Origin of the sequence: Arthrobacter flavus (genome assembly GCF_039526005.1) — a bacterium.
GTDB lineage: Bacteria > Actinomycetota > Actinomycetes > Actinomycetales > Micrococcaceae > Arthrobacter_D > Arthrobacter_D flavus.
In genome coordinates, this window is the sequence record NZ_BAAAIJ010000003.1 from 44,816 (window position 1) to 61,781 (window position 16,966).

Here is a 16,966-nt window from a genome sequence, read left to right on the forward strand (position 1 = left end):
GGTAGGAAACCTCTTCACTGGTCGGCGCGGGTGTCACCGGTGATGAGTAGCCGCTCCCGCGGGTCACGCGCTGCCCCTTCAATCTTTGCTGACTCACCCTGGATTACCCGTTCGTGCAGCATCGGAATGGCTGCGTCGCGGCTGAGGATTTCGGCTTCGGCTGCCATGATGGCCTCGCGGCGGTCTGGACCGGCCGGCAGCGCGGCCGCGACCCGGAGGGCCTCGTCAACCGCCGGATCGCAGAACTGGGAGAGATTGAAAGACCCCTCGCAGCCGAAGTCGCTGTACATGTAGGCCACTGGATCGCCGGAGTCCAGTACCGTCGCCCTGGATAGGATAAAAGCATCGAAAGCGCCGTCGAGGGCATCCGCTTCGATGAACTGGTACTCGCGCACATCCTGTTCGACGATAAAGCCGGCTGCTTCGAGCTGCTGTTCGAGTTGTACCGCGACCTCGGGGAGTTCCGCCCGGTCAGTGAAGGTTCCCAGACTGATGCTGACGCCGTCGACCGTTGCCGGTTCAGCACGCTGCTCGAGAATTTCCCGATAGTCGTCGGCGCGGGCGTCGGCAGCCCACGGGAGTGCGGGTCCGAGAAGGCCTTCCGCGACGTCGGCCCGGCCCTCGTAGACCCCTGAGACAATCGACGCCCGGTCGATAGCTTCGCGCGCGGCGGCACGGACGTCGGGGTCCGCGAAAGGACCTGATTCAGTGTTGAGGTAGAGGGTATTGGTGCGTGGCATGGGCACCTCGAAGATCAAATCCTCGTCGATCTGGGCTACCTGGCCGACCGGGATGGCTTCGACGACGTCGGCCGTTCCGGTCCGCAGTGCTGCAGCCCGTGCAGTGCCGTCCGGCACGAATTGGACGTCTATTCCCGCGGCAGCTGCGGGATCACCCCAGTAGTCGTTGTTCCTGTCCAGCGTTGCACCTGAGGTCCCGTCCACGGCCGTCAGGACGAAGGGTCCGGTTCCAGTGCCGACCGGGTCGACGGCGTCGTCGTCGTAGGCGCTGGCAGCCAGGATCGAAAGCTGGGGGCTGGATAGCCGTTGGGGCACCAGAGGGTCGGCCACCGCCGTGGTGACAGTCACTGTCAGGTCGTCGCTGGCGACAGCGGTCAGGTCGACGCCGTCAAGAATGCGAGGGGTAGGTGAGGCGGTCGCGGCTGTGGTGAGTGATCGGGCGACGTCTTCGGCTGTCAGCGGGGTTCCATCGTGAAAGGTGACACCCTCGCGGAGACTGAAGGTCCACTCGATCGGGCTGGTCTGCTGCCACTCGGTGGCTAGCGACGGCTGGGCTTCCGCGAGGTCATCAAGGACCACCAGGGTCTCGGCCGTGGACCAGCGGGAGAGCTTGAAGGCGTCGTCACTCAACGGGGTGAGACCCGACCGTGGTGGTTGCAGCATGGCAATCGAGATCCGATCGTCGCCATCTTCCCCGGATCCCAGCGGCGAATTCTCGGGGCCGGGGGAGAAGCAACCTGTCAGCGCAAAACAACTGATGGTTGAGACGGCAAGAAGGGTCAGTGATGTGGGGCGGTTCATGGGTGATCTTTCTGCTGGGGAAGGGGAAGAACATGAGGGAGGAAGGACGCGCTGAGGGTGGCCAGAACGACAAGGAAGGTCCAACTGGACAAGCCGCCGGCGATGTCACGAAGCGTGCCGAACAGTGTGTTGCCGATGAGTACCGCGATACCGCCGCAACTGGCGAGGAGCCCGTAATAGGCGCTCAACGGCCGCTGTCCGGCGAAGTGGTGCACGAGCTGCATCCCTGCCGGACCGACGAGCATGTGTCCCAGACAGAGGAGCACAACGCAAAAAACGGGGCCGCTTGCCGCATGGAGCCCCGGAAGGAGATTCATACCGGTAGTGCCAAGCAAGCCCATCACTGCGAATGCCGCGGCGATACAGGTGAATCCCGTTCTGAGCGTGGCGGCCGGGCCCAGCCTGGCAGCCACGGCTGAGAGCGGCAGTTGAAGAGCAATAGTCAGAACCGAAGCCACCGTGAACAACACAGCCAAAGTCCCGGCGCCCACTCCACTGTGGGCGAGTTCAAGCGGTAGGGCGAAGTACAACTGGTTGTAGGCCAGGAGGTTCATGCTGAAGAAGGCGGCGAAACAGAGATAGCGGCGATCCCCTAAACAGGCGAACGCACCGCGAAATTTCCACCTGCGCCCGCTGGGTTCCCCGCCGACCACCGAGGCTGGATCGTGTGTCGGCAAGAGTAGCCAGAGGGCGACGCCGACGCCGAGAAAGAGCAGCGCCGCCGATCCGGCAACAACCGGGAACCCGTTGGGCAGCAGCCCGATCCCAATGAGAGGTCCGGCGACGGCACCAATCTCCCCCACAAGGACGAGCCATGCGAACAGGTTGCGCCTACTGCCATTCGTCGATTGGGCGCGATCCAGTGTGCCGACTAGTCCTTCAATGGCTGGGGAGAAGAAAGCGCCGCCAATGCCGGTCAGCACCGCGCTGGCGAGAAAAGCCCAGAAGTCATCAGCTATTGCAAGCCCTAGATAGCCCGCTGCGCGGACAGCGCAGCCCGTCAGGATGCTCCGGCGCGGCCCCCAGCGGTCGGCGATCACCCCGCCGAGGAGGAACATTCCTTGCTGGCTGAACGTCCGTGCGCCCAGGACGAGCCCGATGGCGGCAGCACCGAGACCCAGGTCCTCTGTCATCACGAGTGCAAGGAACGGTACTACCGCGTAGAAGCCGATATTGAAGACCAGTTGGGTGGGCAGAATTAAAGACACCGAGATATGGTTCCTCGGAAGGGTGGAGCCGATCATTGTGCGGTGACGCCCCGAGCCTGTCGTGCCACATTGAGTGCGCGTGTTGCCTCGTGCCGGGGGTGGTCGAGGATTTGAGCGGTGTGTCCGTGTTCGACGATGCGGCCGTTGGCGAGTACGGCAGTCTCGGCGCAAATGGCCGCGACTGCGTCGAGGTCATGAGATACGAACAACATCCCCAGGCCCTGTTCGTTGACCAGTAGCTGCAGGACTTCCAGCACCTGATTGCGCAGCGGTAAATCCAATCCGCTCACCGGTTCGTCTGCGAGAAGAAGCGATGGCGTGACGACGAGCGCACGCGCGATTGCTACACGTTGGTTCTGCCCACCGGAGAGTTCGAACGGTCTCTTTCCACTGGTGGACCCGGACAATGCCACCCGGCCGAGGGCTTCGCGGATCATGGTGGAGTGCTGTCCGTCGATTCCCAGACAAACGAGAGGTTCACGGAGCAGCTGACCGACTGTCATCCGAGGATCCAGGCTGCTCGCCGGATCCTGGGGCACGTACTGCACCATGCGCCGGAACCAGCGCAATGATCTCAACGAACCCGGCCGGACAGGTCTGCCCTGTAGGGTGACCGAACCTGAGTCTGGTTCCTCCAGAGCAAGGAGTGCTCGGAGCAGGGTCGATTTGCCGGAGCCGGAGCGGCCGACAAGCCCCAGGCTAGTGCCACTGGAGACCTCGAGAGATACGCCTTGCAGGATATTTGTCGGCAGACTCCTGCGGAAGGTCCGCCCGGGCCGAGTCAAGGACAGCCTTAGATCCCTGACTGAAAGAGTCACCGTCATGCGGCGGTGTGCTTGTCTTGTGTTGTTGTTTGGTGGGCGGCCCAGGTGAGCGAACGCGCAATGGGATGTGCCGCTCTGCTGGCCAGGTGGGAAAAAGAACCCTGGTCGACGACGGACCCGGCGTCAAGAATGACAGCCCGTGAACACAAGGAAGACGCAGCGACGACGTCGTGCGTGATGAGGAGGATTCCCGCGCCAGCTTCGGCTGCTGTCCGGAATGCTGACAGAACAAGCTGCTGGGACACACCGTCGAGGGCTGTGGTCGGCTCGTCCGCAATCAGATACGACGCCCGACAAGCAAGCGCCTGAACGATGCAGATCCGCTGTCTCTGGCCGCCGGACAGTTCCATGGGGAAGCTCCGCAACACTTGTGTGGGAGCGGCAAAACCTACCTCTTCGAGCATCAATTCCGCCCGCGCCAACGCGCCTGCCCGTGTGCTGGCTTCACCCGATCGAAGAAGGACAGGCACAAGCTGCCGGTCGATCCGAACCAACGGGTGCAAGGAGGTCAGCGAGTCCTGCCGAATAGCGGCGATACCGGCCCGGGTTCTGTCTCCCAGGGGTGTTGCTTGTCCGTCCACCTCCAGATGGCCGCGAACCATCGCACTTCCGGGAAGGGACCCACTTAGGGATGCCGCGGTCAAGGATTTGCCTGACCCGGACGGGCCCAGCAGGGCTACCACATCACCCCGATCGATTGACAGCGATACGCCCCTGACCAGGTGTTGGGAGCCAACACGGATCGACAGATCCTTCACGACCAAACTCACCGCGCACACCCCCAGTCCTATTAGTATTGAGTATCGTTCTTACTAACTTACTGATAATGCGGATGATTCTCAAATGGCGCGTTCTTGTCCGGTGACCAGATGGGTAGACAAGGTGGACATGATTACCCTCAAGGGTCACGGGCGATTGCGGTGTGCAGTCGAATACCCTAGAAGAATGTAGGAAAACTTGTCCGGTGACCTATCGGGCGGATCCGTCAACGAGTCACTCCAGGAGCACCATGACGTACACACTCAGCACGACCATTGCGCTTCCCTGGGCTGAAGCCCTGGAACTTACCCGGGATGCACTGTCAGCTCAGGGTTTCGGAATACTCACTGAGATCAATGTCCGCTCCACTTTCGAGGCCAAGCTTGGCATCGAAGCCGCGGATGCTGTCGGCGAGTACATCATCCTCGGCGCCTGCAACCCGGCCCTGGCCAGTCGGGCCATTGCCGCCGAGCCCGAAATCGGCGCCCTCCTGCCATGCAACGTCGTGGTCCGTCGGAGCAACACTTCAGACATCACGACGATCGAGGCCATCGACCCGGAGACCATGGTTCGTCTCAGTGATGCGCCAGCTGTCAAAGAGGTCGCTGACGACGCCAGCAGTCGCCTGCGCAAAGCCTTGGCCACCCTCAGTAGTACAGGGCTTCAGGGGGGATAAGGACGAAATTGCCCACGTGTGCCTTGTCAAGGAATTCCCGCTGTGCGTCTGCGATCTGGTTGAGTGGGAAGACCTTGGCCAGGAGAGGCCGAATCTCCCCACGCTCGATGTAGGAGATGAGGCTAGGGAACACTGCGGCGTCCCACGCTGTGCACCCGATCAAGGTGAGATTTTTCAGGTACAGGGTTCGCATATCCAGTTCGACCAGAGGTCCGCCGATAGCGCCTGAAGAGACGTACGTGCCTCCCCTTTTGAGGAGACTGAGCATCGCGGGAAAACTGGTGCCTGCCACATTGTCGATGACGACGTCGACGCTTTCCGCTCCCAGCGCGCTCAGCGCCTCGTCCCGCCCAAGGACGATATCCGCGCCCAGGGCCCGGACCCGGTCCTGTTTGGCTTCACTGGCGATGCCCACAACATGACCGCCACGACGTTTGACGAGTTGCACGACGGCCGATCCAACGCCACCGGAGGCACCCGTAACCACTACCCGCGACTCCGAGGTGATACCCGCACGACGGACCATGTTCTCCGCTGTTCCGTAAGCGCACGGGATGGTGGCCAATTCGGCGTCGCTCCAGTCGCAGTCCACGGTGAACGCCTCGTGTTCGGGGACAGCAACAAACTGAGCGAAAGCTCCGTCCCGGTCCGACCCTAGCCAACTGGTCTCCATCGAGGAAAACCCCTGCGTGCGCATACATGGGCGGATCAATACCCGGGCCCCAACCTTGGACTCGTCGCCCCCGCGACCGACGGCGACAATACGTCCGCAGCAGTCTGCGCCCTGAATCAGGGGGAATGGCGTGGCCGTGTTCCAACCCCCGTCCGGCCGCGTCGACGTCTGCCCAGAAAGGTCCTCGGCTGCATCATTGGTGCCTGTCGCAACCGACGAAGAGTACCAACCGAGCCTGGTGTTGATTTCGGTGTTGTTCACGCCGGCTGCCAAAACCTGAACCAGGACCTCACCTTCGGCTGGCACCGGGATCGGAACCCGACTCACCTCAAGCCGGTCGTAGCCACCACCCCCGGTAGTGACAATCGCCGTCATGGTCTGCCCCGCGTCGGCCGACCTTAGTGGGGGATGATTCGTGGGCATCCTCCCATTTTGCGCTACCGACCGATAGGTGGCCAACGACTCTGCCAGCGCCAGAAGCTTTATCTTCCGGGGTTCAGAGTCACGCCATGTCCGGGCAGACCCCCTATAACCCGCCCGAACGTGGCGTAACTTGTGGAGAGACTGGTCGGTGGAGGGCCCCTGGGCAGCCCGGAATCCGAGGAAAGGCGTTCTTTGGGTGGCAACCGGTTAGAGAACATTGAGGCTGTGCTTCAGCGCTGGACAGGTAGGGAGGTGAGCAGGCGAAGTGATCCGGAGGTGGGGATCTGCCGCGACGGTCCCCGTGATCGAGTAGGCCTCCAGCGAATGCAACGCTTCGGCGTCGATGTGCCGCGCATGCGAGAGATCAACCTGGACCGCGAGACTTCTTGATAAGCCTTGCGTGCGGATGATGAGGGGGAGGAGCGCCTGACAGCCTCGAGGGGTCAGGCAACCGGTAATCTGAACGGTGGCACTGGCGTGATCGATGTTCAGCTTGATAATGACTCGCAATTTATGTTCCACGCAGGGCTCCACAAGTTGATTCTCTTGCGGCCAGCTACTGGACCTAAGGGACAGCGTAGACGCAAATAGGTCAGGGCGATAGCCCCCAATAGTTCAACCGGGCTTGGGAAATCTGTGGACTGGTTTCCCCAATCGCGGGATAATGGAGGATGGCGGAAAGCAGTACCGCACCGAACCAACTCGTTGAAGCTATCCCTGGCAGTGTCGACTATGAAGACATGGCCGAGCAGCTGAGTGAGTTTGCTCGCGTGCTGCAAGCGGACAACGATGCGGACTCCCTCCTCACACATCTGGTCAAGGCAGCTATCGAGCTGGTACCGGGCACCGATGAGGCCTCGATCAGCCTCATCACGGGACGAGCGGATGTAGAGTCCCGAGCACCGTCGAGCGATCTGCCCCGACAGGTTGATGCTCTGCAGACGCGGGTCGGCCAGGGACCTTGCCTTGATGCGGTATTCGAACACGGCACCGTCAGCGTTCCGGACATGGCTCAGGAGGACCGCTGGCCTCGTTTCGCTGAGGGGGCCATGAACCTCGGTGCTGCAAGCATGCTTGCTTTCCAGCTATACGTGGAAGGCGACAACCTTGGAGCGATGAACCTCTATAGCCGTCACGCTAACGCGTTCACTGTCGAATCGGAGGAAAACGGACTCCTGATTGCCGCTCACGCGTCGGTGGCTATTGCTGGAAGCAAAAAAATGGATCAGATGCATGATGCTCTTGCGAATCGGGACACGATCGGTCAGGCCAAGGGGATTTTAATGGAGCGGTTCGGAATCACTGCGAATCAGGCGTTTATCCTGCTGGTGCGTTCAAGCTCGCACACCAATACCAAACTTGCCACAATTGCTGAATACCTCACAGGTACTGGGGAACTTCCACACCACAGTCGATAGGCTGCTGTGGCAATCGCAGGGCCCGCCAGAGAGAGGAGGCACGCCATTGCTGCCGAGGAGGGGCGTCGTTAGCGCACAATGATGGTTGTCCCCTGGGCATAGTGCAGGACTGCGTGCACGGTGGACCCGAGGCGAACGGTAAGGGAGTTGCGACCTTTGGCGCCAACAACAACACAGGAGGCCTTTTGGGCATGTAGGACGATATTCCTTGGCACGGTGGGTCCGTCCAGTGAGTCTTCGACGATGGTGACATCGACGTCACCGGGCAGCAGACTGATGGCCTGCTGAATGACTGGATCGTGCTCTGATTCCGGGACCGGTGGGCGCGTGATGGCGTACCGGCTGTAGGGCCGAATATGCAGTAATCGCAGGGAGGTGCGGCGCGCTCTTGCCAGGTCGGCGGCGAACAGAAGGGCTTTGTCGCTCTGGGGTGAACCGTCAATAGCAACGAGAATGCCCCTTTTTGCAGGTCGTTCCTTGCGTACGACCGCTATGGGGCAGGTGGCACAGGATGCCAGATGGAGACTGACTGATCCAATGAGCAGGCCTTTGAAACCGCCCAGTCCTCTGGATCCGGTGACCAGCAGAGAAGCGTCCATGGAAGCTTTCGTGAGGACCTCGGAGGGATGGCCAACTATCAGGTGAGCGCTGGTACTGACCTCTGGCGCGGCCTGTTTCGCGAGGTCCACCCCTTTGGCAGCAGTTTTTTCTGCCACGATTCTCCGGGCATTGTCGGAGGCCTCGATCATCGAGCCAGGTTCCCCTGAATGCGACATCCCCATCCAGCAGTGCACGACGACGAGGGGCAGCTCAGCCGCAGCGGCGTGGTGCGCGGCCCACACAACTGCACGTTGTGAGGTGTCAGATCCGTCGTAGCCAACGACAACAGGGCGAACTTGTGTCACGATCAGTCCTTGACTGGTTGAGGGTCTCCTCCCTACATCATGCCGTGTCTGAGTTCGGCCAAGTAGAGCCCAAGGTCCCCTAGTGGAAAAGTTTCACAGCGCAGGGGCGCTCCTGCCGTCCTGAAGCTAAAAATCACCTGATTCGGCCCGAAGGTCCCTTGTCGGAGACCCGGCGGCCGAGAAGACTGAGCCTATGGCAGCCCAGTCCGCGGCCACCGCGCCGAGCTCAGAACCGCCGACCTTATGGCACGCGTTAGACCTGCCAGAAGTTTTTGCGGGGTTGTCGTCGGGCCCACGAGGGCTCAGCAGCTCGGAGGCTGCCCACCGATTGGCTGAATTGGGCCCGAATGAGCTGAGCTTCGCGATGGTGAGCCCTTGGTGGCGGGTGCTCTTTCGCCAGTTCATCAGCCCGCTGATCGGTATTCTGCTGGTGGCCGCTGTAGTGACCCTGGTCCAGCAGCACTGGGTGGACGCGGGCGCGATCTTCCTCATTCTGTGTATCAATGCGGCTCTGGGCTTTTTCCAGGAACGCAAGGCCGAGGACGCCGTGCGTGCCCTCCAATCGATGGCCAGCCCGACGTGCCGGGTACTGCGCGACGGGACCGAACAGGTAATCCCAGGGAGCGACGTCGTCCGCGGCGACGTGGTGCTGCTGGAAAGCGGCGAACGGGTCTCGGCTGATCTGCGGCTTTTTGAGGCCAATGGGCTGCAGGTGGATGAATCGATGCTGACGGGGGAGTCCTTCGCCGCGTCCAAGCACACCGCTGCCTTGCCACCAGACATTGGCGACGCTGACAAAACGAATGTGGCCTTCAGCGGAACCTTTGTCGGGAACGGTAGGGGTAGAGGAGTCGTTATTGCGACCGGGGCCAGCACTGCCCTTGGGGAGATCAACGCCCTCGTCCAGGGGCCGACCCGGAAATCGCCGCTACAGCTGCTCACCCACAGCCTGGAGCGACGGATCGGACTGATCGTCCTCGCCGCCATCGTCTTCATCTTCATCGCCGGGCTGGTGCTGGGCAACGACGTCTCCACGATGTTCCGCACGGCTGTCGGCCTGGCGGTGGCCAGCATCCCCGAGTCACTGCCGATCGTTCTGACGGTGGCGCTGAGCCTGGGGGTGTCACGGATGGCCCGGCGGAACGCGATAGTGCGCACTTTGCCTGCTGTTGAGACGTTGGGGTCGACCAATGTCATTGGTTCGGACAAGACCGGGACGCTAACCGAGAATCGGTTGACCGTGGAGAGGATCTGGACGAGTGGCGGGATCGTTGATGTTTCCGCTGCTGCCGGCGACGGCAGAACAACGGACTCACCTCTGGTTCGTGCGGTCTTGCGCGCCGGTGCACTGACCAATGAGGCGACGATCTCCGCCGAAGACGATGACCTGGAGTACTCTGGCGATGCGGTTGACGCGGCAATGGCCCTGGTCGCCGTCGTCCGCGACGCGATCAGCGAAGCGGAGCGCACGGCCGAACCGGCGGCCCATCAGCCCTATGAACCTCAGCTGCGTTATTCGCAGACCGTTCAACAGGATGCCGCTGGCCGCCGGACGCTGTATGTGAAGGGCGCTCCGGAGGCGGTACTGGCTGGGTCCGTTGTCCTGGCGGCGCCCAGCGGAACCGTTCCTCTGGATGAAGCGCAGGTCCATGCGGCCAACGAGGCGATGGGCAGCGACGGACTGCGTGTCATTGCCACTGGGTCCAGGGTACTTGCCGATACCGAGGAATTGCTCACCCCGCTGCCGCCGCCTTCCGGCCTGACGTTTTTAGGTCTGGAAGGAATGACCGACCCTCCGCGGGCCGGAGTAGCCGACGCCATTGTGAAGTGTAGACGGGCCGGAATCAAAGTCATGATGATCACCGGAGACCACCCCGTGACGGCGACGGCCATCGCCGGCCGGCTCGGCCTCTCGACGGACAAACCCGCACTCACTGGCGCCGAAATGGCGGACCTGGATGATCAGATGCTCGCCGCCCGGATCCTTCAAACCTCCGTCGCGGCACGGGTTTCCCCGGTGGAGAAGCTCCGGATCGTGCGTGCGCTGCAAGCCAACGGCAAAGTCGTCGCTGTCACCGGTGACGGCGTCAACGACGCCCCGGCGCTCAAGGCGGCTGCGATCGGCGTCGCGATGGGCAAATCCGGAACCGACGTCGCGCGTGAATCATCCGATGTGGTGCTGACCGACGACAACTTCGTCACCATCGTTCCCTGCTGTTTTTGCCGGTCCAGATGCTGTGGATGAACGTGGTGACCAACGGCGCCCAGGACATCGCCCTGACTTTCGAACCAGCTGAAGGTGATGAGCTCTCCCGTCCGCCCCGCGCTCCGTCCGAGGGCATCCTTTCGCGCACTCTGTGGTTCCGGGCAGGAATCACCGGCTGCTGGATGGCCCTGGCCGTGACCCTGACGTTCATCGTGGCCCTACACAATGGGTACACGGAAACTCATGCCCGGACCTTCGCGCTGACGATGTTCGTGGTGTTGACCTTCTTTCAGGTCCACAGTTCGCGGGCCGAAAACAAGTCGCTCTTCCAGCTCCGGCTGCTAGCCAACAAACCTTTGCTCTTCACCTCCCTGGCCGCCCAAACACTGCACTGGGCAGTGCAAACCTGGCCGGTTTCCGCGGACTTACTCGGGCTCACGCCCTTGCGCCCGTGGGAATGGCTCCTGTGTATCGGCATCGGCTCAACGGTCCTGATGATCGTGGAGGCCGAAAAGGGCGTCCGACGCTGGGCGCACCGCCACGACGCGCTACTGGCATGACTAGAACCCCGCGCCCCGACGAGGCTACCCCCGGTCAGCCGGATGTGGGCCCCGATGCCGCCATTGAAGCGTGGGCCGGCTGCAAATCCGTCAGCAGCGAATGGCTTCTGAGCTACGACGGCTACGATCCAGTGACTGAAGGCTTGCGCGAAAGCCTTTGCACGGTCGGTAATGGGTACTGGGCTACCCGGGGAGCGGCGGCGGAAGCCGATGCGGACGCTGCCCACTATCCGGGAACCTATCTCGCCGGTGTATACAACCGGGCGAGGACGGGCCGTGCCTGGCATTCCGTCGAAGATGAACACATGGTCAATGCCCCCAACTGGCTTCCACTGTGGTTCAGGCTAGCTGACGGGAACTGGTTCCACCCAGGAACCGCCAACTTTCTTCACTACCGGCAAGAGCTGGACCTACGACGAGGTGTCCTGACCCGGGTCGTCCGGTTCCGAGATCCTGCAGGAAGAACCACCAAGGTCACGTCGCTGCGGTTCTTATCTCACGCGGCCCCGCACATTGCCGTGCTGAGCACAACGTTCGAGGCCGAGGACTGGTCAGGTCCCATCACCGTCCGTTCCGCGATTAACGGCCAGGTCACTAACCGGAACGTCGCCGCGGACCGATCGCTAACCGGCAGCCATCTCCTGCCACGTCGGGTCGGTGAGCTCGATGGTGAGACGGTGCTGCTCGATATGGAGACCACCCAATCCGGCATCCGTGTGGCCACAGGTGCTCGCACCCGTGTCTTCGCTGGGGACAGCCCACTCACCCCTGACCGACAATTTCTCTGCGATAGTGCTGGCTGGGTTGCCCAGGAATTCACGATGGACGTGGAACAAGGACATCCGATCCGCGTGGAAAAAACCGCTGCGGTCTATACTTCACGCGACCGGGCGATAGCTTCCCCCGCCCAAGCGGTGACTAGTGCCCTGCACCGCGTAGGCAATGCCGAGGGGCTATTGGACGCCCACGAGCAAAGATGGAACATCCTGTGGGAGTCTTTCGCAGTGTCACTGGACTCCGGCAAGAGGCAATCACTCGCGCTGAACCTGAATACCTTCCACGTCCTGCAAACGCTGGCCGCCGCCGACGTGGATCTGGACGCCGGTGTACCGGCACGTGGCCTGCATGGGGAGGGCTATCGCGGACACGTCTTCTGGGACGAGCTGTTCGTGTATCCCATGCTCACCCTCCGCCGGCCCGATCTCAGCCGGGCGCTCCTGGGCTACCGATACCGGCGTCTGAACGAGGCTCGCGCGGCCGCGCTGGCTGCCGGTTTCGAGGGCGCCATGTTCCCGTGGCAAAGCGCCATTGATGGACAAGAGCAAACGCCTACGGAGCTTTTCAATCCGTACAACGATAAGTGGATGCCCGATAACTCGCAGCGACAACGGCACGTGGGACTCGCCATCGCCTACAGTGTGTGGCACCACTACCAGGCAACCGGCGACATTGCCTTCCTCATCCATCAAGGCGCCGAACTCATCTTTGAAGTGTCGAGGTTCTTCGCCAGCCTCTGTCGATACGACAGCCGGGACGACCGGTACGACATCGAGGGCGTCATGGGCCCTGACGAATTCCATGATGGGTACCCGGGCTCTCCGGGGCTGGGGCTGCGCAACAATACCTACACCAACGTGATGACCGCATGGGTCCTACGGCGGGCAGTCGAAATCAGCGGCCTCCTCGAAAACCGGTACTGCGAACCTCTCCGAACCCGGCTCAACTTGGGACCGGACGAAATCCAGCGGTGGAAACACATCAGCCGTCGCCTGCGCGTTGCGTTCCACCCGGACGGCGTTCCCAGCCAGTTCGAGGGATACGAGAACCTGCCAGAGTTCGACTGGTCCGGATACCGGGCCAAATACGGCTCCATCGGCAGGTTGGACCTGATCCTCGCGGCGGAAGGCGACAGCACCAATAACTACAGGCTTTCCAAGCAGGCCGACGTGCTGATGCTCCTCTATCTCTTCTCTGCGGAGGAACTTCGGAATCTGCTGCACGAGATGGACTACCGCCTCCCACCGGAGGCAATCGTGCGCACTGTGGATTTTTATGGGTCACGCTCAACACATGGCTCAACACTGAGCAATGTGGTGCACTCCTGGGTGGAGGCCCGGCGTGACCGGGAACGGTCCTGGACATTTCTCACCCAGGCACTCGAAAGCGACCTGGCCGATATCCAGGGTGGCACCACCCGGGAAGGAATCCATCTCGGAGCTATGGCTGGCTCTATCGATATGGTGATCCGCTGCTACACGGGGCTCGAGATCCGTGACAACATCCTGCGCATACACCCGGTGCTTCCAGCCCAACTGACCGGCATCTCTTTCTCCATTAACTACCGCGAACAGCCCATCCGTATCGACATCACAAACACCAGTGTGCGCCTAGCCCTGCGCGACAGCGATACCGGACCTGTCAACCTCATCATTGAGGGACTATCGGCAACCCTGGCACCCGGGCAAACGCGAACCTTCACCCTTGGAAGACCGCAGCAACGGCGGCTACCCGACGACGGGACAGCACACTCCAAGGGGGTCGGGCTATGAACGCATTACGCCGGGTACTAGCCGGTATCGACTTCTCGGCCCGAGCGGATCGCGTGGCCCACAGGGCCGCCCTTATTTCGAAAGAAACTGGGGCCGGCCTGGACCTGTTTCATGCAGTAAACCTTTCAAGCCTGCACAGCTTCAGGCAGCTCGTTCCTAGGATCCTTGAGGGGTTGGAACAGCGGGCTGTGAACACGCAAAGAGAACAATTGGCCATTCTGAGTAGGGAACTGGACGAACGTCACAAAATCGTAGCCGGAGTCAGTGTCGCCACCGGCGACGCCTTCACCCAGATCGAAATACGCGCCGACGAGGTGTCCGCAGACCTAGTGATCCTGGGATCCCACGGAATCAGCGCCTGGCCCTTTCCCATCGTGGGTTCGACTGTAGCCAGGATGGCTGCAGCCAGCCGGCACTCCGTGTTGGTAGTCAAAGAGAAGCCGTCCGGTCCTTACCGGAACCTGCTCCTTCCGGTGGACTTTTCCGCGCAGTCGGGACTTGCGCTGAGTGCAGCCTCGGCTGTAGCTCCGGAGGGGAATCTTATTCTGATGCATGCATACGGGGTGCCATTTGAAGGGAAGCTTCGGGCATCCCGAGACCTCGATGCGATTCTCGAACCGTTCCTGGCTACTGCCCAGAGGGAGGCTTACCAGAAGATGCGAAAACTTCTCGACACTGCCCGAGTGGCCGGACAAGTCTCTGAACTAGTCGTCGTTCATGGTGAGGCGCTGCCCCAGATCCTCGAACTGGAGAAGACACGTAGGTGTGACCTCATCATTATCGGCCGGCGTGGCACGGTGCCACTGCTGGAACAGGTGTTCCTTGGAAGTGTCGCCAAACAGGTACTGGCGCTGTCACGTGCGGACGTGCTGATAGTCAGATAATGAAATGCCTGCCCGTGCTCGAACCCGGAACTGGATAGGACTAGGCCAGTTCGTCCATGCGCCGGGCCAAGATGTCGTTCATCGCGAGCAGTCCGACGAGTCGATTTCCCTCCACTACCACCAATCTGCTGAGCTGATACCGGCTCATGAGGGCGGCCGCTTGCCGTACGGACAGGTGTTCATTGATGGTGATCACCGGGATGGTCGCTGCATCGTAGACGTTCAGTAGATCCACATCGCCCTCCTGCGCCACTACAGCGTCCAGCAGTTCTCTGTAGCCTAGGAGGCCATAGGCATCGTGGTCGTGCTGATGGTCCACCACGAGGCTTTTCACTTGGCGTTCCCTCATTAGGGACAGCGCCTCGCGCAGTGTGCTGTAGGGCGAGATGGTGACCACCTGGACCGCCATGACATCTTTGACAGTGAGCATCTTTTTTCTCCTCAATCAGTAGCGGGCAGGCTAGGCATCATCGTGGCGAAGACGTTCCTCGAACCTGGCTACCTGCCGTAAATCGATCCCAGTCAGGTGTTCGATGGGGATCGCAAAGGCCAGTCCGCGGCTTTCCCTATCCCGGACCAGGACCTGGTGCAACTCTTTCAGGATCGGAGTACTCAGATGTGTTCCTACGATTATCAGGAGCACGGACTGCGTCCCCTCGAACGTTAGACCGAAAAACGTCTTTCGTGCCTCGCCCCCGATGCCCTTTCCCTGCATGATCGTCACTCCCGCCGCACCAGCCTGCTGGGCGTGTCTGATGACTTCATCCTCAAGGTCATCCGGGGCAATGACTACTACGGCCGTGAATTTCATGCCGGTTCCTTTCTAAGCCTGGGAAATCGCTCCACTACCATGGCATACACCATGACGGATATGACCGGGAAGACCGAGGCGAAAGCGATGAGTCCAAAACCGTCGACCAGCACGTTTCTTCCCTCTACTGCAGCCGCCAATCCTATGCCGAGGGCCGTTACCAGCGGTACGGTGACCTCCGACGTCGTCACTCCGCCCAGGTCAAAAGCTAGTGCGAGGATGTACTTCGGAGCAAAGAAGGACAGCACCAGAGCTACGGCATAGGCGGCCATGATGAAGTACTGGAACGGGGCCCCCACCAGAATGCGGTACACCCCGAAAGAAATGCCCAGAGCGACTCCGGTCGCAACGACAACCCGCACCGCGGACCCGTTGATCCGCCCCGGTGCCACACTCTCAGCCTGCTCACCAATTGCGAGCAGGGCGGGTTCAGCCATCGTAGTGGCGAATCCAATCAGCAGCCCGAACAGGACAATGAGGGCCGGAATGCCCAGCTCGATGAGTTGCTCCGCCATGAGGGTCCCGATCGGAAACAACCCAAGCCTCAGCCCGACAACAAAGGCGTAGAGCCCCACCAGCACCATGGCGAACCCGACAGCTACCCGTATTGGGTGGGCCAGTCGTCGCCTGAGGGCGACGTATTGAAAAAAGAGGACCACACCCACGATCGGCAGGACCTCCCGGATCATCGAAGCCAAACCCAGTATCATCCCTACAACCCAGCCACCCGTGCTCGCCTCAGGGTTGACTGCAGGTAGCCCTGCCTCTGACCCGCTGAGGGCGTATACCCAGACCCCGTAGAGCTGCACCCCAATCATGGGCACCATGACGCACAGCGCCACCAGCCCGAAACCATCCGCCAGAAGGCTGCGTCCCCGAATGGAATTGGCCAACCCGAGACCAATGGCCGCGATCAGAGGGACACTGACGATGTTGGTTGTTACACCACCCGAATCATAGGCGAGCCCGATAATTTCCGGTGGTGCCAGATACGTCAAGAGAAGTACCACAGCATAGCCGACAATCAGGAGCTTCTGGACAGCCCAACCCCGTAGCACTCGCAGAATACCCAGGATCATCACGAGTCCCACCGAGATGGCGATGATTAGGCGAAGCGTCAGCCCATCAATGAGCCCCCCACTAACCAGTTGAGCCTGCTCCGCGACCGCAATAACCGCCGGCTCTGCAACGGATGCAGAAAACCCTATGGCGAAACCAAACGGCAACAACAGGCTCAGCGCACCGCGCCGGACAAACTGATTAGCCAAATTCTTGCCCACCGGAAAGATGCTCAAATCCAGCCCATACAGAAACAAGGCAATCCCAACACCGATGATCAATAACCCGGCCAACAAACCCCAAGGATCATCGGGCACGGAACGGAAAACGAAAACCTGAAACACCACAACGACGACGACGATCGGCAGAAGATTCCTCAGCGCTTTGAGGAACTCACCTTTAAATCGGCTGAAGTGCTCCATCGGGTCTCTTCCGGCGACAGTCTTGCGTCCGCTTTGACCTTTCAGTCT

16 protein-coding genes are annotated in these 16,966 nt (G+C 61.1%); 6 read left to right on the forward strand and 10 right to left on the reverse strand.

What is annotated here, in order from left to right; genetic code table 11:
- Positions 1 to 14 precede the first annotated feature (14 nt).
- The 4 genes from ABD059_RS01190 to ABD059_RS01205 are packed head-to-tail and all read right to left on the reverse strand — an operon-like array spanning position 15 to position 4,343.
- On the reverse strand, positions 15 to 1,541 hold the full coding sequence (locus ABD059_RS01190; RefSeq protein ID WP_343877239.1) for an ABC transporter substrate-binding protein: 1,527 nt from the start codon (positions 1,539 to 1,541) through the stop codon (positions 15 to 17).
- A complete protein-coding gene (locus tag ABD059_RS01195; protein ID WP_343877241.1) occupies positions 1,538 to 2,749 on the reverse strand; it encodes an MFS transporter in 1,212 nt (403 codons plus the stop codon). The genes ABD059_RS01190 and ABD059_RS01195 overlap by 4 nt, the downstream gene beginning before the upstream one ends.
- Before the next feature lie 32 nt (positions 2,750 to 2,781).
- Positions 2,782 to 3,573, reverse strand: coding sequence for an ABC transporter ATP-binding protein (locus ABD059_RS01200; protein ID WP_343877242.1), 792 nt, complete (start codon positions 3,571 to 3,573; stop codon positions 2,782 to 2,784).
- Positions 3,570 to 4,343, reverse strand: a complete 774-nt coding sequence (locus tag ABD059_RS01205) for an ATP-binding cassette domain-containing protein (RefSeq protein ID WP_343877244.1) — start codon at positions 4,341 to 4,343, stop codon at positions 3,570 to 3,572. The genes ABD059_RS01200 and ABD059_RS01205 overlap by 4 nt, the downstream gene beginning before the upstream one ends.
- A gap of 239 nt (positions 4,344 to 4,582) precedes the next feature.
- On the opposite strand from ABD059_RS01205, the gene ABD059_RS01210 reads away from it, so the two are divergent.
- Entirely contained in the window at positions 4,583 to 5,008 is a 426-nt protein-coding gene (locus ABD059_RS01210; protein ID WP_343877245.1) for a DUF302 domain-containing protein, read from the forward strand.
- On the opposite strand, the gene ABD059_RS01215 is transcribed toward ABD059_RS01210, so the two are convergent.
- Both ABD059_RS01215 and ABD059_RS01220 read right to left on the reverse strand, forming a co-directional pair.
- A complete protein-coding gene (locus ABD059_RS01215; protein ID WP_343877246.1) occupies positions 4,980 to 6,104 on the reverse strand; it encodes an alcohol dehydrogenase family protein in 1,125 nt (374 codons plus the stop codon). The two genes, ABD059_RS01210 and ABD059_RS01215, sit on opposite strands and share 29 nt — an antisense overlap.
- A gap of 207 nt (positions 6,105 to 6,311) precedes the next feature.
- A complete protein-coding gene (locus ABD059_RS01220; RefSeq protein ID WP_343877247.1) occupies positions 6,312 to 6,626 on the reverse strand; it encodes a hypothetical protein in 315 nt (104 codons plus the stop codon).
- Positions 6,627 to 6,844: 218 nt separating this feature from the next.
- Here ABD059_RS01220 and ABD059_RS01225 point away from each other — a divergent pair, with 218 nt between their 5' ends.
- Positions 6,845 to 7,522 (forward strand): GAF and ANTAR domain-containing protein, encoded by a 678-nt coding sequence (locus ABD059_RS01225; RefSeq protein WP_343877248.1) that lies wholly within the window; start codon positions 6,845 to 6,847, stop codon positions 7,520 to 7,522.
- Positions 7,523 to 7,590: 68 nt separating this feature from the next.
- On the opposite strand, the gene ABD059_RS01230 is transcribed toward ABD059_RS01225, so the two are convergent.
- Entirely contained in the window at positions 7,591 to 8,427 is an 837-nt protein-coding gene (locus tag ABD059_RS01230) for a universal stress protein (RefSeq protein ID WP_343877249.1), read from the reverse strand.
- Positions 8,428 to 8,620: 193 nt separating this feature from the next.
- Here ABD059_RS01230 and ABD059_RS01235 point away from each other — a divergent pair, with 193 nt between their 5' ends.
- From ABD059_RS01235 to ABD059_RS01250, 4 genes are read left to right on the forward strand one after another with little or no spacing between them, the layout of a single operon-like run.
- Positions 8,621 to 10,672, forward strand: coding sequence for a cation-translocating P-type ATPase (locus tag ABD059_RS01235; RefSeq protein WP_343877250.1), 2,052 nt, complete (start codon positions 8,621 to 8,623; stop codon positions 10,670 to 10,672).
- A complete protein-coding gene (locus ABD059_RS01240; RefSeq protein ID WP_343877252.1) occupies positions 10,669 to 11,193 on the forward strand; it encodes a cation transporting ATPase C-terminal domain-containing protein in 525 nt (174 codons plus the stop codon). The genes ABD059_RS01235 and ABD059_RS01240 overlap by 4 nt, the downstream gene beginning before the upstream one ends.
- The gene (locus ABD059_RS01245; protein ID WP_343877253.1) at positions 11,190 to 13,742 is read left to right on the forward strand and encodes a glycoside hydrolase family 65 protein; all 2,553 of its coding nucleotides are present in this window, start codon (positions 11,190 to 11,192) and stop codon (positions 13,740 to 13,742) included. Before ABD059_RS01240 ends, ABD059_RS01245 begins: the two co-directional genes overlap by 4 nt.
- Complete coding sequence (locus ABD059_RS01250; RefSeq protein ID WP_343877254.1) at positions 13,739 to 14,626, forward strand: universal stress protein; 888 nt, start codon at positions 13,739 to 13,741, stop codon at positions 14,624 to 14,626. Before ABD059_RS01245 ends, ABD059_RS01250 begins: the two co-directional genes overlap by 4 nt.
- Before the next feature lie 40 nt (positions 14,627 to 14,666).
- Here the strand turns inward: ABD059_RS01250 and ABD059_RS01255 are convergent, their stop codons facing one another.
- The 3 genes from ABD059_RS01255 to ABD059_RS01265 are packed head-to-tail and all read right to left on the reverse strand — an operon-like array spanning position 14,667 to position 16,918.
- Positions 14,667 to 15,056 carry a CBS domain-containing protein gene (locus ABD059_RS01255; protein ID WP_343877256.1) on the reverse strand — a complete coding sequence of 130 codons (390 nt, stop codon included), beginning with the start codon at positions 15,054 to 15,056 and terminating at the stop codon, positions 14,667 to 14,669.
- Between the two features lie 30 nt (positions 15,057 to 15,086).
- The gene (locus ABD059_RS01260; protein ID WP_116778839.1) at positions 15,087 to 15,437 is read right to left on the reverse strand and encodes a P-II family nitrogen regulator; all 351 of its coding nucleotides are present in this window, start codon (positions 15,435 to 15,437) and stop codon (positions 15,087 to 15,089) included.
- On the reverse strand, positions 15,434 to 16,918 hold the full coding sequence (locus ABD059_RS01265; protein WP_343877257.1) for a DUF1538 domain-containing protein: 1,485 nt from the start codon (positions 16,916 to 16,918) through the stop codon (positions 15,434 to 15,436). The genes ABD059_RS01260 and ABD059_RS01265 overlap by 4 nt, the downstream gene beginning before the upstream one ends.
- Between the last annotated feature and the right edge of the window lie 48 nt (positions 16,919 to 16,966).